This is a genomic window from Paracoccus seriniphilus (assembly GCF_028553745.1).
GTDB lineage: Bacteria > Pseudomonadota > Alphaproteobacteria > Rhodobacterales > Rhodobacteraceae > Paracoccus > Paracoccus seriniphilus.
Map to the genome: position 1 here is coordinate 854,880 of NZ_CP067129.1, position 14,505 is coordinate 869,384.

Annotated in this window: 10 protein-coding genes, 2 tRNA genes and 2 pseudogenes; 1 reads left to right on the top strand and 13 read right to left on the bottom strand. The window is 59.2% G+C overall.

Annotated features, from left to right (window positions below; all coding sequences use genetic code 11):
* Positions 1–233 precede the first annotated feature (233 nt).
* A tRNA-Arg gene (locus JHW44_RS04210) sits at positions 234–310 on the top strand.
* Between the two features lie 8 nt (positions 311–318).
* On the opposite strand, the gene JHW44_RS04215 is transcribed toward JHW44_RS04210, so the two are convergent.
* The 13 genes and pseudogenes from JHW44_RS04215 to JHW44_RS04275 all read right to left on the bottom strand — a co-directional run bounded on the left by JHW44_RS04215 (position 319) and on the right by JHW44_RS04275 (position 14,505).
* A complete protein-coding gene (locus tag JHW44_RS04215) occupies positions 319–828 on the bottom strand; it encodes a transposase (RefSeq protein WP_179217750.1) in 510 nt (169 codons plus the stop codon).
* 98 nt (positions 829–926) lie between these two features.
* Positions 927–1,162: pseudogene (locus JHW44_RS04220) on the bottom strand (transposase); the annotation flags it as partial.
* Between the two features lie 77 nt (positions 1,163–1,239).
* Complete coding sequence (locus tag JHW44_RS04225) at positions 1,240–1,620, bottom strand: DUF6538 domain-containing protein (RefSeq protein ID WP_089344999.1); 381 nt, start codon at positions 1,618–1,620, stop codon at positions 1,240–1,242.
* Between the two features lie 385 nt (positions 1,621–2,005).
* The gene (locus JHW44_RS04230; protein ID WP_089345000.1) at positions 2,006–3,316 is read right to left on the bottom strand and encodes an McrC family protein; all 1,311 of its coding nucleotides are present in this window, start codon (positions 3,314–3,316) and stop codon (positions 2,006–2,008) included.
* On the bottom strand, positions 3,313–6,060 hold the full coding sequence (locus tag JHW44_RS04235) for an AAA family ATPase (protein ID WP_218822584.1): 2,748 nt from the start codon (positions 6,058–6,060) through the stop codon (positions 3,313–3,315). The genes JHW44_RS04230 and JHW44_RS04235 overlap by 4 nt, the downstream gene beginning before the upstream one ends.
* Before the next feature lie 476 nt (positions 6,061–6,536).
* Positions 6,537–6,998, bottom strand: a pseudogene (locus JHW44_RS04240) (IS5 family transposase); the annotation flags it as partial.
* Between the two features lie 133 nt (positions 6,999–7,131).
* Positions 7,132–7,860 carry an IS21-like element ISPkr1 family helper ATPase IstB gene (gene istB / locus JHW44_RS04245; RefSeq protein WP_028031292.1) on the bottom strand — a complete coding sequence of 243 codons (729 nt, stop codon included), beginning with the start codon at positions 7,858–7,860 and terminating at the stop codon, positions 7,132–7,134.
* Positions 7,790–9,358: an IS21 family transposase gene (gene istA, locus JHW44_RS04250; RefSeq protein ID WP_089346207.1), complete on the bottom strand. Its 1,569-nt coding sequence runs from the start codon at positions 9,356–9,358 to the stop codon at positions 7,790–7,792. The genes istB and istA overlap by 71 nt, the downstream gene beginning before the upstream one ends.
* Positions 9,359–9,567: 209 nt before the next feature.
* On the bottom strand, positions 9,568–10,227 hold the full coding sequence (locus JHW44_RS04255) for a DUF3987 domain-containing protein (RefSeq protein ID WP_089343257.1): 660 nt from the start codon (positions 10,225–10,227) through the stop codon (positions 9,568–9,570).
* Between the two features lie 36 nt (positions 10,228–10,263).
* Positions 10,264–10,731 (bottom strand): DUF3987 domain-containing protein, encoded by a 468-nt coding sequence (locus JHW44_RS04260; protein ID WP_089343256.1) that lies wholly within the window; start codon positions 10,729–10,731, stop codon positions 10,264–10,266.
* Between the two features lie 408 nt (positions 10,732–11,139).
* Positions 11,140–13,161, bottom strand: a complete 2,022-nt coding sequence (locus JHW44_RS04265) for a site-specific integrase (RefSeq protein ID WP_089343254.1) — start codon at positions 13,159–13,161, stop codon at positions 11,140–11,142.
* 349 nt (positions 13,162–13,510) lie between these two features.
* Positions 13,511–13,585 (bottom strand) — tRNA-Asn (locus tag JHW44_RS04270).
* A 59-nt stretch (positions 13,586–13,644) separates the two neighbouring features.
* A complete protein-coding gene (locus JHW44_RS04275) occupies positions 13,645–14,505 on the bottom strand; it encodes an MBL fold metallo-hydrolase (protein WP_089343253.1) in 861 nt (286 codons plus the stop codon).

Here is a 14,505-nt window from a genome sequence, read left to right on the forward strand (position 1 = left end):
ATAATGGATATCCTTCACGAATAGGCCGGCCCCGGTTTCCCGGGGTTCAGAATCTGGATGCCGTCCCGAAGGAGGGGAGGTTTCACGTTCTGGATGCAACTGACACAGGCCTTGTCGGCATGCTCGACCAACTCGGGTTTCAAGCATCTCAAAGTTTTTTACGATTGCGACATTTTTTTGATGGAAAGCCCTTGCACCCCCCGAAACAGATAGGTAGATGATCGCCTCAAGACGGACCCGTAGCTCAGCTGGATAGAGCACCAGACTACGAATCTGGGGGTCGGGCGTTCGAATCGCTCCGGGTCCGCCATTTTTCATTCATCTGTCAGATGTGACTGATTTCATATCAGATTCCTGACCAAATTGGCCTTGATTGCGCTGATTCGCCCGCATCCGTGAACTGAGGTATGTCAGGGAGAATGCGAGGTTCATTGGGCGCCGCATGTCGTCCGGCTGTCCGAGCACCATCGAGATCAGCCAGACCTTGCGGACAACACCGGGATCATCACTGAACTCCACGGTGAATTCGGCAAAATCGACCTGGGTCTGTTTGCCCGGCAGGGTTTCAAACCGCCGCTCAAATTGAGTTTGTTTGGCCGGGCGGACTTTGCGCAGCTGCCGTGCGCCGCTCAGATCCGGGAAAGCCTGAACACGCTCCTGCAGGTAACGCTCACAAGGTTCGATGATGCGGTCCCGTGGTGTCCGTGCGCCATAGACCGGCGCTTCGAGGCCGCGTTCCAAATGCCTGCACACGGTCTTGCAGACACAGCCAACTTTCCGCGCGATCGCGGAAATGCTGAGACCCTGTTTCTTCAGATCATGGATCAAAACGATCTCCCTCAGTCCCTTCACCCGCCTGCCCCCTGTCAGCCTCTATTGGAAGCATCAGGCCTGTGTTGCTACCGCGCACAGGCGGGCTGCGGCCCGGAACGGTTTTTCGACACCTCCCTCTCCTCCCGAAGAATGCGGTTTTCTTTGCGTTGGCGTTCGTTCTCGCGCCGAAGCTCAGAATCCCGGGGCGCGGGAGAAGGATCGTCCGAGAACTGACCTATCCATTTACACAAGGTCGAAAGGCCGACCCCCAGATCCGACGCGTCAGCCCGTTGCTTGTCGCGATCCGAACCGCTTCGCGTTTGAAATCGTCACTGTGTTTGGGGACCATGTCCGGTCTCCTCTATGGCGAGCATTGCTCGCAGAAAACCGGAACAAAAGTGAAGCAGGTCCAGTTTTCGTCAAGCGTCACGCCCAAGCGCTGCGCCATTTCGTGAAAAGGTTCCACGACGGGGGGTCGATCGCCGAGCGCGAGCGCCCGGCGCAGGCCCGCAGAGATTCGTGTGCGGCGATCTGGAAACGCGCCATTTCGGTCAGCAATGCAACGTGCTCGGGCTTCAGATGATCCACAGGTCTCTCCGTCGTCAGCGCGAAGGCTGCGTCGGTGAGCGCCGTCAGGCGCGCGACGAGGATCTTCGCTTCGGAGAGGACTTCGGTTCGCAGGGAAAGACAGAGGGCAGAACTTTGACCAGGGTTCGATATCTCGAGCCATGCCGTCGGCAGACGCCGTCGGAAGAAATACCCGGAGGGGCGTTTTTCGAGGTAGGGGGTATGTGCGACTCCGGCCATGGGGCTGCCTCCGAAAACGGGTTCCAGGGCATCTTGGAGTCGGGATCCGTGTACCGGTTCGTGCACGCGTTTGTGCACCAATTTGTGCACGTGCACGCGTGGCTCCGACTCTTGTCGGGGCTCAACCAATGAAATCAACCAGTTAGGTGATTTTGGCTCCGGCGGTAGGGGGCTCTCCGCGCAGCCAAGTCCTCTTGATTTCAAAGGATTTTCCGACACTACCGTGCACCGGTTTCAGACGGACTCCAAGATGTGCCCGGAAGCTTGGCGTACTGCGGGCATCAATTCAAGCACCAAAAGTCAATCCTTACATGCCCGATATTGAACAGACCCGACGTCCGCGTCACGTCGCGGCTCGACGGGCTGGGCAAGCTAACTTGCGGTATCAAATGACCGCAGCATTCCTTGGTGACAGCGACCTCGACACGAGCGATGCCAAAGCGCCGGCAACGGATGAGTGGCTGGCCGAAACGTCGACAGTCGAGACGATGAGACGGTCCGCTCCGTTAGGCGACACGATGTCATATGACCTGCAGAGTGGGTCCGCTGACAACTCGTGATGGTGGGGGTAAAGCAGCATGACCCTGTCGCATTCGTAGATCCGGGAATAGGCCATGAGTTGATACACGTCAGCTTGGCTCACCCCCTGTTTCGGGTCGTCGATCCTGGGCGTTATGCGCTTCCATTTCGTGTCCACGACCATCGCAATCCCGTTTGCGTCCCGGATCAGGATGTCTGGGCGCGTTCGGAAGCGACCGGTTCCATCCTCGTACAGACAGTCCCGGTGGCCGCCTTGGGTGGTCACCCGAAATGCCGTACCTGCCAGGGCGCGCTGCAGTAGCCGCGCGACATATGCCTCGAAGAGTGTGCTCATCTCGAATAGCAAGGCTTGCCCGTCGGTAGAGCCGACACTCGTCGTCTGGTATCGTTCTCCGAGGAGTAGCCGGGCGAGTGAAAGGAGCTCGTGCCAACGCTGATTGGTGCGGTCAAGGATGATCAAATCCCACCGGAGAGCGGCGGGCGGTACGGCGGCGATGTCGGAATAGGCGAAAGACAACTCCCGCAGGCTGCGTTGATTGTCGGCGGCCGTCGCCAGACAGGCGATCCGGGAGATGGTGGCCTTCATTATCTGATTGAGGGCGATGTTGGGAGAGAGCTCGTCATATCGGCAGGCGAGCGTCTGGGGTTGCGCTGCCAGCGTGGAGAATTGCCGCGTCACGTCGAGCCGACCGCGCAAGGCCGGAAGGTCGTCTTCATGCGCGATGTAGCGCCGCGGAATCCCCTGTCGTACGGCCTCGATCATCTTGCGGCAGAACAGGCGGATCAGGATCTCGAGAAGTGTGTCCCGCTGCCAGCCAAGGTTGGCGGAGTTCCGGGCATCGATGCGGATGTCCCGTGCAACCGCGAGCATGTGGACGAGACGGCGACGGAGGGCTTCGTCAGTCGCATTAGCTTCGCCGATAGCCTCGATCTTGGGTAGAATCTCAAGCTGGCAACCGGGAGACGCGATTACGCCGACAACACCGCGCGCGCGAAGATGCTTTCGGCGATACTCCAGCACGCCCTCTCCACCGCGTCCGGCGAAGGGAGAACGGCCGGCGACCTCGATGAGCCGCGCGGCGTGAGCTTCAGGTATGCTCGCCGCATCTTCGCCATATGCAATCGTTTCCCACTCTCGAAGGCTTCGCTGTATCATTCGCCGCCGAGCCCGGCGTAGTCAAATGCGTCCTCGCGCAGTGACCAACGATATCGAGGAGCGCCGTAGCTATCCTCCATCCCCCGCGGAACGTTCAGAACGTCCCGGATCATGAAGCCTCCTCGCAACGTCCGCTCGTCCGGAGAAGCATCTCCGAGAACGGCGGCCACCTTACCCCAGTCCTCGAAAAAATATTCGGCAAGTAGCGGGATGACCTTGTGGCGCATCACGTCGTCGACTTGGTCCCGGTTGGCGCAGTTAATGAAATAAGCATGCCCGATCTGGTGCTCGCGGTCGTAGAGATACTCGATCCGTTCGTTGAGCGCGGTCAGGATCCGCGGCAGGTCGAGGCCGCTTTCCCGGGCCGCATCTCTCAGCGCCTCCGGTTGGGGCAGCATTTCTCGGAATTCGAATCGTCGACGTAGAGCTGTGTCGAGGAGCGCGATCGAGCGGTCGGCTGTGTTCATAGTACCCAAGATATGCAGATTGGCCGGCACCCCGAATTCCTCGCCGGAATAGGGCAGGCGCGCCGTCAGCGCGTTGGACATTCCTAATCGTTTGTCGGGTTCGATGAGCGTAATCAATTCGCCGAAAACTTTGGAGATATTGGCCCGGTTGATCTCGTCGATGATCAGCACAAAGGGTTGGGTTTCGCTCTGCCCGTGATCGCTGTCACGGTTTACCAAGCGCTCAATCGAAGCCTGGTCGATGCGCGTGGGATCAAGCCTGTAGATTGATCGCATGGTAAAATTGCTGTCGTAGATCTCGCTCACCGGGACACCACCGCGATCCACCCAGAGCCATCTAACGGCACGTCGGTGACAATAGATGCGGCTGTCGCGCTGTAGATACTCGTAGCTGCCTGTAACCTCGCCTATGGCCCGAAAATACCCGTTGCCTTTACTCACGACAACGACATCTCCAATCTGCATCTGATTGCGAAAGGCATTCAAGAGTGCCACCTGACCTGATTGCGCAGTCACTTCACCTTCGCGCTTTCCATATTTGCGGCAAGCCTTCAGAATTTCATCAACATCAGAGAAACGCTCGTCACTGAAGTCGATGTCCTCCCATCCAAGTAAGGTGTGTCCTTCGGATACGGCCTCTTCGAACAGATATTCTTCGGCTGCGATGTCGGCGCGCGCGATCGACATTTTGAAGATCTGCCGCCCTGAAAGCGAAAAGGCATCGTCGCCCGTTTGAACCGCAAAGCCGCTTTCTGCTCGCTCCGCGATACGTCGGAAAATACCGGGCACAGGCTCCAGACGGAACCCAGTGCCCACACCGTCAGCGCCATCCGTGACGGGCTGGCGCCCCTCGATAAAGTCCTCGTAGGATAAGGATTGATGGAAGGTAACGAACTCGACCCGCTTTTCGTTGCGCAGTCGATTATAGGAAGCCATCAACTCGGCGCGGTCGTCGGGCACGGGTTCGCCGCACATACGCAATGCCTCGGCCGCGGTGGCAAAGGTCTTGCCCGTGCCCGGTGGGCCATAAAGTATAAGATTGGTTGGAGGCATATCGTCTGAAACTCCGGGTACGGATCCTGCCAATGCATCGCTTCGAGATAGTCGATAGGTGAATGTCGTTGTGCTACTTGGATTGGGACCGCTGATGTCGGGTTTGGTGGCTCCGATCATGTCCAGAAACTTGGATCCTCCCAGGGCCTGGCAGATGTTCGGGAAAACGTTTGTCAGGCCCATGAGCTTTGCCAGATCACTGACATGAACCGTGACCTCTACTTCTCCGGCATCGCGCGCCGGTTCAATGAAGTAATTGCTCGCGCAGGCTCGGATGCGATCAGCCCCGCTCTTCAGATGGCTCTGCTCTGGCGCGTTGCTGGGTCGACCTTCGGAATCGACTATGATATAGCCAGCGTTGTGTAACCGAGCGGCCGCAGCCCCCGGGGACCATCCACCGTTAAATTCAGTTTTATCCAATAAATAGCCAACAATCGGTTTTGTTGGGTAAGGGCGCTTTGCCGTGTGTGAGGTCGAACGCACCCAATAGCTGCTTGGCTCTCCAAAGGCGTCGAATATTTGGGAGTGTTTCCCGGTGTTCTCGTATTCGTCGAATGCCACCATTGCTATCTCGACATCGCGACGCGAAAAATTGGATGCTGTACTTTCGTTTCTCTTGTCGACGATCTCAAACCCGAGTTCGCGTAACTTCGCGCGCGATTCTGCTTCTCCGGCCCCATTGAAATATTGGCTGGCGTTTAGTGATGGCCCGTCGGGCAACTTGGCAATCGCGGCGGCTACGGTTGCCTTGGACGGATACAGAGCGGTCTCGTTGTTCGGTCGTGTCGTCCATTGTTGGGGTTTTGAAAAGCCGACACGGCGCAAGAAATCCTCGACCCCTTCGGCATCGCAGTCATCCATGACGCTCAGAATTTCTTCCTTTGTCAACTTGTCGACCCATTCCTTATGGGTCTTCATGTCAGGCACTGCATGTTTGTCCTTCCGGAAAGCATCATATAGTCCGATTGCCTGCCGCAGAGTAGCGAGACCCGTGCGAAGATCACCATCGATCGGGACTGGTGACGGATTGCTCCGCTGCTGACGCTCGTCTTCGGTGCGGTAGGCAAATTGTGCAAGCAGTCCGTCTTCCGAAGACCGCTCCAGGGCCTCGTCGAGATCACCGATGAACTGCTCGATTCTTCGAATATTGCTAATGCGCGCGCCGATTGTCCGTTCCTCATGGCCACGCCTGCTCAGCCAGTCCCTGAAATCATTTTCTCTCAAATGCCTTGTCCTCAAACTCTCTCGCCGGTGACACCGTCATGCCCGCTACGATCCGGCCATAGCCGACTGATTACCCCAACAGTTGAATACCGAGGCGATGCTCTTGGCAAGCGCAGCAAGTAGTGGGACGATTCACCAGAGCATGCTCGTCCGATGATCAGGAAAAAACCGTCTCTCATGGCTCATTGCATTTTGGCGAAGTTCGACAAGGACCAATATTCCTTTTGACACGGTGAGAACCTGTCAAGACACATGCCCAAAGAAAAAATGAATGACCAATATAGAGAAAGCCTCTGAAATTGCTCAACTGCCCCCGGAAAAGCAGGTAGAACTTCTCAAAGTTGCGGCCCGTTCTGTACCGCCTCGATCCGTGAGGGGGAGCACCAAAGACCGATTCTATGCACACCAGTGCGGTCTTTCGCGGCTTTGTTGCACAAATCGGATTGCGACCTGACTTTCCCTTTCCCCGGACAGACCTATCCTACGGGCACCGTGACGGGTATGCCGAGAGCGGTGTAGCGGTTGAGCACCGCGACGCGGATCTGGATTTCGGCGACCTGCCGGTTGAAGTCTCTCGACATCAGGGATTGGCCGAGAAGCTTGATGCAGTTCATCTTGCTCTCGACGCGGCTTCGGCGGTGGTATCCGCTCCATTTTCGCCAGATGGCGCGGCCGAGGTATCGCGATGCATTGACTGCCTCGTTGCGGGCGACAGCTCCGGCGCTTGTGGGTTTCCATGGTTTGGCGTTCTTGCGCGGCGGGATGACGGCGTGGGCATAGCGGGTGGCAATCGCGTCGTGGCAATTTCGAGTGTCGTAGGCCCCGTCAGCCGTGACGCTACCGATGGCTTGGTTTGGCGGGATTTGCTCGAGTAACTCCGGCAACATGGGCGCGTCGCCGACATTGCTGGTGGTGATTTCGACCGCCCGCACTTCCATCGGTGTCAATCGGCAGGCAATCTTGACCCCCTATCGGCGTTCAAAAATGACCCCCATGGAGCGCACGGGTAGCTGGCCCGATGCGGTGTAGCCCCCATACAGCGCAGCCGTATCGGGCCAGCGTGGCCGTCGGTCATTCTCGGGTCTTGAAGCGCCAGCTCTCGTTGCCGGTTTCGACGATGTCGCAGTGATGGGTCAGCCGGTCGAGCAGCGCCGTGGTCATCTTCGCGTCGCCAAAGACCGAAGGCCATTCCCCGAAGTCGAGATTGGTCGTCACGATGATCGAGGTGCGTTCGTAGAGGCGGCTGATGAGATGGAACAGTAGCTGGCCGCCGGTCTGCGCGAAGGGGAGATAGCCGAGCTCATCGAGGATCAGGAAGTCGAGGCGGCAGAGCAGGTCTGCCGTGCGCCCCTGTCGATCGGCACGGGCTTCGGCATCGAGCTTGTTTACCAGGTCTACGACATTGAAGAAGCGCCCCCGCTTGCCGCGCCGGATGCAGGCCCGGGCGATGCTGACGGCCAGGTGCGATTTACCAGTCCCGGTGCCGCCGATGAGGACGACATTGCGCTGCTGTTCGAGGAACTCTCCGGCGGCCAGATCGCGTACCAGCGTCTCGTTGACCGGCGTTTCCTCGAAGCTGAACTCGTCGACCTCTTTCGCCAGCGGCAACTTGGCGATCGTCATCTGATATTTGATCGAGCGCGCCTGCTTCTCGCTGATCTCGGCATTCAGCAGGTCGCCGACGATCTGTTGCGGCTCGTGCTGGCGCTTCACCGCCGTGGTGATGATCTCATCGTAGGCGGCCTTCATGCCGTAAAGCTTCAGCTGGCTCATCGCGTCCAGCACTTGTGATCTTTCCATGGTTGGGTCTCCTGAGACTGTCGTAGCGTTTGCAATCGGCGACGGGCTCGCAGGTCAGTCGCAACGCGGCCGGCGTATCGATGGTCAGTGGCGGTGGCGGCTCCCGATGCCGTGCAAGGATGTTGATGACGACCGAGGCCGCAGGGACCCCTTCGCTCAGGGCCTCGGCACAGGCAGCATCCACCGCATCCAGCCCATCGATCGGGATCATGCTCAGGATCTGGACCATCTGCCGGTCGCCGTTCGGCACCTTGCCAAGCTTGCGCTGCACGCGCCTGATCGCCGGCGGCAGGTCCCAGCCCTTGAAGGGGGCCCCATTCCGGAGGGCGCCGGGCTTGCGAGCCAGAACCGGAATGTAGTGCAACGGGTCGTAGATGGCCTTGTCGCGCCCGAAGGCTCGGGCGTGCTGCCCCACGATCTTGCCGTCCTGCCAGAACTCGACCCGCTCGGCATAGGCACGGATCTCGACAGGTCGGCCAACGGCCCGGCCGTTCACGGAGTAGCGGTTCTTGTCGAACCGGACGAGACAGGTCTTCGAGACCGAGGCTGGCACGGCATGGAAGCCGTCGAACGGACCGACGTAGGGGACAAGACTCGTGCGCTCGTCCTGGAATACCTCCCAGATCGTTCGATCCCGAAGCTCCTGGTGCGGGTTGGCTTTGGCCCAGGCAACACAGCGATCCTCGAGCCAGGCGTTGAGTTCGGCGTAGCTCTTGAACTTCGGCCGAGGCACGAAGAACCGCCGCCGGACAACGCCGACCTGGTTCTCGACCTGTCCCTTCTCCCAGCCGGATGCCGGGGTGCAAGCGACGGGATCGACGAGGTAATGGCTGCACATCTGCTGGAACCGGCGGTTGTAGGCGCGGTCGCGGCCGACGAAGATCGTGTCGACCGCGGTCTTCATGTTGTCGTAGATGCCCCGTGTGCAGGTGCCCCCGAAGAAGGCGAACGCCTTGTCATGGGCGTCGAAGACCATCTCCTGCGTCTCGCGGGGATAGGCACGCACGAACAGCATCCGGCTGTGACACAGGCGGACATGTGCCACCTTCACTGTGGTCGTCGCGCCATCGATCACTACGATCTCATGGCTCCAGTCGAACTGGTAGGCTTCCCCCGGATCGAAGCTCAGCGGCACATAGGCCGCGGCGGATGCCACCACCTCCTCCTTGGACCAGGTTGCCGCGTATCGCCGGACCGCATCATAGCCGCCATCATATCCTCGGGCCCGGAGTTCCTCGAAGATGCGGATGCGGGTCAGTCGCTCGCGCTTGGGCTTCCGCGCGTTCACCGACAGCATCTCGTCGAGCAAGTCTTTCCAAGGTCCGATCTTCGGCAACGGCTGAATGGTTCGCTCGTAGGTGAGCTCCGTTGCACCTGATCGGATCACCTTGCGCACCGTGTTCCGCGACACCCGCAGTTCACGGCAGATCTGCTTGATCGACTTCTTGTCCTGAAAATACGCCCGCCGGATCTTCGCTATCGTCTCCACGACCAACATCCCACACTGTGCTCCCCGATGACCTCGGGGGCATCATCCACATCAGTGTAAGGGGGTCATTTTTGGACGCCGATCACCCCTCTACGGGGTCAAAATTGCACGCCGGTTCACACCGAGAAGCTCCTGTTGGGGCGGTGAACCACGGCCTTAAATGCACTCGGGGATTGTTTCCGATGGCCGGCGGAGTGTGCCGGCCATCATCTTCGGGGTCATGCTTTCGGGCTGAGCCTGTAAGCCTTGCGCCGCTTCTTCCCGTCAATCTTCGTGCCGGCGGGAAGCTCGTGGATCCATCCATGTTGCTTCAGGATACCCAGCATCCGATCGAGGGCCTTCGCACGCCTGGCTTGAACGGGGCCATACTGCAGGATCCGGTCGGTCGCGAACCCGTCGCCGGGCTTCAGGTTCTTGCGGAGCCAGTCCAGAAGGGTCTGGGCCTGTGCCATTTCGGTTTCGTTCGTCGCGGCGATGCACAGAAACTTGTATTGGCCCAGATAGTATTTGACCAACTCGCATGCTGCTTTCATGACGTCGCCGGAGACCGTCTCGGCGTCGCGGTCTTCGAAGAGCGTCATGATCGCGGCGAGCCGACATGCATGTTCCGAGGCCTTCGAAGCGAATCCCGAGATATCGGCAGCCCAACCGCCCCGGCCGAGTTCGGCTTCGATGTTGTCATGAAACTTGATGCAGGTAGCGAGGGCCTCCTCCGACAGGGACAGGAACCGCTCGGTCGAATCCGCAAGCGTGGCCGTGAGGACTGCCTCGACTTCGTCATGAAAGCGCTTGGCCGCCGCTTCGTCGGTGAACCAGCCCAGAAACCCGCATCCGGACGCCACCATCTTGAAGGCGCCTTCGACCGTGGCTTCCGTCACGAGGAAGCTCGGACAGACAGGAGCCGAAGGCTTTTCCTATCCACATTCAAGGCTTGCCATATCCGACCTGTGACGCGCCATCGCGACTTCATGTTCCTTCCGAAGGCGCATTACGACCCGGTCGATACCCGTCCTCGCGATCTTGTCGGCGGCACTCTTGCGCTCGCCCGATAGCGCAATGGTCACGAAGGCGGCCGTTGCGTTCGAGGGCGACCCGAGGGTTTGGATCTTCGCCCGACTCCCTGCAACAAGCGAGGCCACGGACAGGACCGACTGCGCAGCCAGAGCGGTTGGGCGCTGGGTCTTGCTCATGATCGCCTCGGCCGCTCTGCGAAGTTTTGGTGTTAGGCAGTCGAGCGGGTAACCAGTTTTCGGCGGCTCTGCATGCGGGAGTGGCGTGGGGTCCTGTTGCGGAGGCGCCTTCTCCTCGGACGGCACTGAAAAGTCCGGCTTCGACGTTTTGGCGTCATTCCTGCCGACATAGGACATGATACGAGCAAACATTCCTGACCTCCATTGCTGCTCGTGTTGTGATCAGGAAATCGGTCGACCGGCTTTCCGGCGGAAACGGCAGAGAGCGGATTCTTGCGGTGAAGTTTTTTGGGGGGAGAGCCATGCGGCTTGCACGCATGAACGCCGGGCCTCGTCAAAAAATCAGGAAACGACGAAGAAGGCCCCAGCGCTTGCTTGGGCCTTTCCACAGTTGCTATGAGTCGGAAATCGGACCGACTATATCGGGGAGGCCGATACTGGCCTTGGACAGTGCATCAAGGATTTTCCTGCGGAAGATGTCGTCCAGCAATTGATTCTCATGTCGTGTGACATCTGGCATCGCCATCCTGGCCAGGTTGTCTGCGCATTCCTTTTCAAGGAGTTCGCGCCGCAAGGCTTCCTGTCCCGGCACAGTTCATATCAGCGTGCTGCGCTCCGGAAGTCGACGACTTTGCCCTGAAAACCGATGCTCTCTCTGTTGTCGAACGGCCGAGCGATCATGCTCACGTCCAGTTCCACGTCGCAGATCCGTTCGTAGAGCGTCGCCAGCTTCAGACCTTGCGAGTAAGACTTGGCCCCCTCGTCGACAGGATCGTGCCCCATAAGCAGGCAGCGGATCGCGTCGGATTTGTCGTGGTTCATCAAATCGGAGTTGAACGAGGTCCGCATCGCATGGAGATCGTACCCCTCCCAGTATACGCCGTTCTTTTTTCGGTAATAGTTGAATTTCTTGGTATAATTCTCGGAGAAGGTTCCTTTGGACTTTCCGCGCGTCAGATTGACGAACAGGCGATGAGTGCCTTGCTTGCGGCGCAGTTCCACGAGTTTGAGCAGGCCAAGTTCGATGAGTGTCGGATGGACCGGAATACGCCGTTGGGAGTCGATGGTCTTGACATTGTTGGCATCGAGAACCTTCACATCAACATATGAAATGCCCGTGTCGGAGCCGAAGTCGTCGGGGCCCAGTTGGCAGGCCTCTTCTTCGCGCATTCCCATGAGCCTGGCCAGCAGAGGAATCCAATAGAAAGGTTCCCCGGGATCTTCGAAGGGGCCTTGGAAGGCAGGTGAGCCCAAAAACGTATAGATGCGATCATCCCAACAAACCCTTTTGCGTTTTTGTTCGTTCTTCTTCCATTTATCCTTGAGTTTATTGGGCACGCTGCAGATTTCGAACGGATTTCGATCAATCAACTGCAGATCGTAGAGCATTTTTCCGACAGATTTGATGTAGCCGCGGTGCTTGGCGCGGGTCTCCGCGCGAAGGCGGGGAATATGGGCGTCCAGGCGGGCTTTTTCCCGATCAGCTTCGGTCACCTCTGGCCCATTCCCAAGCGCCTTCAGGGCGTCTTTTTCTGCGCGCTCCTCCTCGGCGTTGAGATCCTCGATCAGGGCTCGGAATCCATTCTTGGCCACGAACTTGTCTTTGCCCTTTGAATGTTGATAGGGCAGCTCGGGAAGGATTTTCAGGGCGTCCCGAATATCGTCCTGATCGGCCTCTTCGAATGGGACGTTCCCGATGAATTCCACCCAGAATTTTTCGGCCACGTTCGCCTTGCTGCCGCTGTTGGATTTCCATTTCTTGCCGGCTGCCGCGTCGCCGGTCTGTTCCATTGAGAAATCGTCGCCGTATCCGGCAAGCTTGAGCTCTTTCATCAACTTGATGCCCTCGAGGAGCGTAATACCCCGGGGCTTGGTTTGAAGGACTTCCTGCGTTTCAGGCGAGAGATCCCGCATGTCAATGTTCATGAGCAACGGCGGTCGCAGCTTGATCCGGAATGCGGTGTCGTCATCTTGGGGTGCGAGGTTCGAGCGAGAGATTTCGGTTTCCTCATCCGCCGATGCAGTCGGTTTGCGAACGATTTCGGAAGGTCCGGTTTTGGCGGGAGTTTCCACGACACGGTTCTGAACGGGACAGGCCATCTGTGGTTCGGCCGACGTGGTTGTAGTCGGCATTGTCGGCACGGCCACGGGAAACACGGTCGGTGCGGCTGCTGCCGGGACGATTGGGGCCAGTGCCGGCGGTTGGGCCACAAGGCCGGGCACGGCGGCAACCGGAGAGGCAGAACGGCTCGCCATGACCGATCGGAAAATTGGTGTCGGTTCGTCGTGGTGCCCGAATTCCCGGCGCTCTCGCTCCCGCGACACGTCGAGCATGACGCGCAGCCCTTGGAAGGCGAGTGCGCGCCAGTCTGCACTGTTTTCGTCAAGCGTTATACCCAAGCGCTGCGCCATCTCGCGCAGCGGCTCGACTGCGGGGGACCGATCGCCGAGCGCGAGCGCCCGGCGCAACATGTCCTGAGTTGCACGCTCCGTCTGCACGGCATAACTTGCCGCCGCTTCGGAGCGAGGTTCGGCGCAGGCGCGCAGAGCTTCGTGTGCGGCGATCTGGAAACGCGCCATTTCGGTCAGCAATGCAACGTGCTCGGGCTTCAGATGATCCACAGGTCTCTCCGTCGTCAGCGCGAAGGCTGCGTCGGTGAGCGCCGTCAGGCGCGCGACGAGGATCTTCGCTTCGGAGAGGACGTCGGTTCGCAGGGAAAGGCAGAGGGCAGGACTTTGACGAGGGTTCGATATCTCGAGCTAGGCCGTCGGCAGACGACGCCGGAAGAAGAAGCCTGAGGGGCGTTTTTCGAGGTGTGGGGGGTGTGTGCGACTCCGGCCATGGGGCAGCCTCCGAAAACGGGTTCCAGGGCATCTGGGAGTCGGGATCCGTGTACCGGTTAGTGCACGTGCATGCGTAGCTCCGACTCTTGTCGGGCTCAACCAATGAAATCAACCAGTTAGGTGATTTTGGCTCCGGCGGTAGGGATCGAACCTACGACCAATTGATTAACAGTCAACTGCTCTACCGCTGAGCTACGCCGGAACACGAGGGCGATATAGCAACGGGTTTCGGGGGCGTCCAGAGGCTTTGACAGAATTTTTTCACAAAATTGAAAATTCTGCCTGCGACAGGATTTCGCCTTCGGATTTCACGGCTCCAAGATCGGACAGGGCCACAAGATGGGCGAGCACATTGCGCGATGCGGCACCCAGCAGGGCCGGCGGAACGTCATAGATCCGCCTTGCGATTCCCTCGGCGGTATCGGGGGATTGACGCAGCGCTGCCATGATCTGCGATGTGCGCGCACGACGGTGCCGGACAAGTTCGGCGATTCGGTTTGCGGGAGCAGAGATTGCATCGCCATGGGCGGGGCAAAGGCGGTGCGCGCCAAGCGATTCGATCTTTTCCAGCGACCGGAAATACTCGGCCAGATCGCCATCCGGGGGGGAAATCAGGGTCGAGGACCAGCCCATGACGATATCGCCGCAAAACAGGGTGTCGCGCCACAGAAAGCTGAGATGTCCCGCGCTGTGCCCGGGCGTATGCAGGGGCGTCAGAGTCCATTCCGGGGTTTCGACGCTTTGGCCATCCGACAAGGTGATGTCCGGGGCGAATTGCAGATCAAGGCCCTCGTTTCCGGCCACCCCCTGGTCAGCCAGCTTTCGCATTGTCGCCGAACGGCCTGCCAGCGCATCGCCATAGGCCAGGACCGGCGCGCCGGTTTCGCGGGCCAGCGCAGTCGCACCGCCCGAATGATCCAGATGGGCGTGGGTCACGAAAATATGCGTGATCTTGCCCTGCGCCGCGGCAAGGATGGCCTCGCGGTGGCTGGCATCATCGGGTCCGGGGTCGATGACCGCGATATGTTCGTTGCCGATCAGAAAGGTATTTGTCCCCGGCCCGGTCAGGGGCGAGGGATTTGGCGCCAGAATGCAGCGCGGCTCTTTCACCGGGATGTTCAT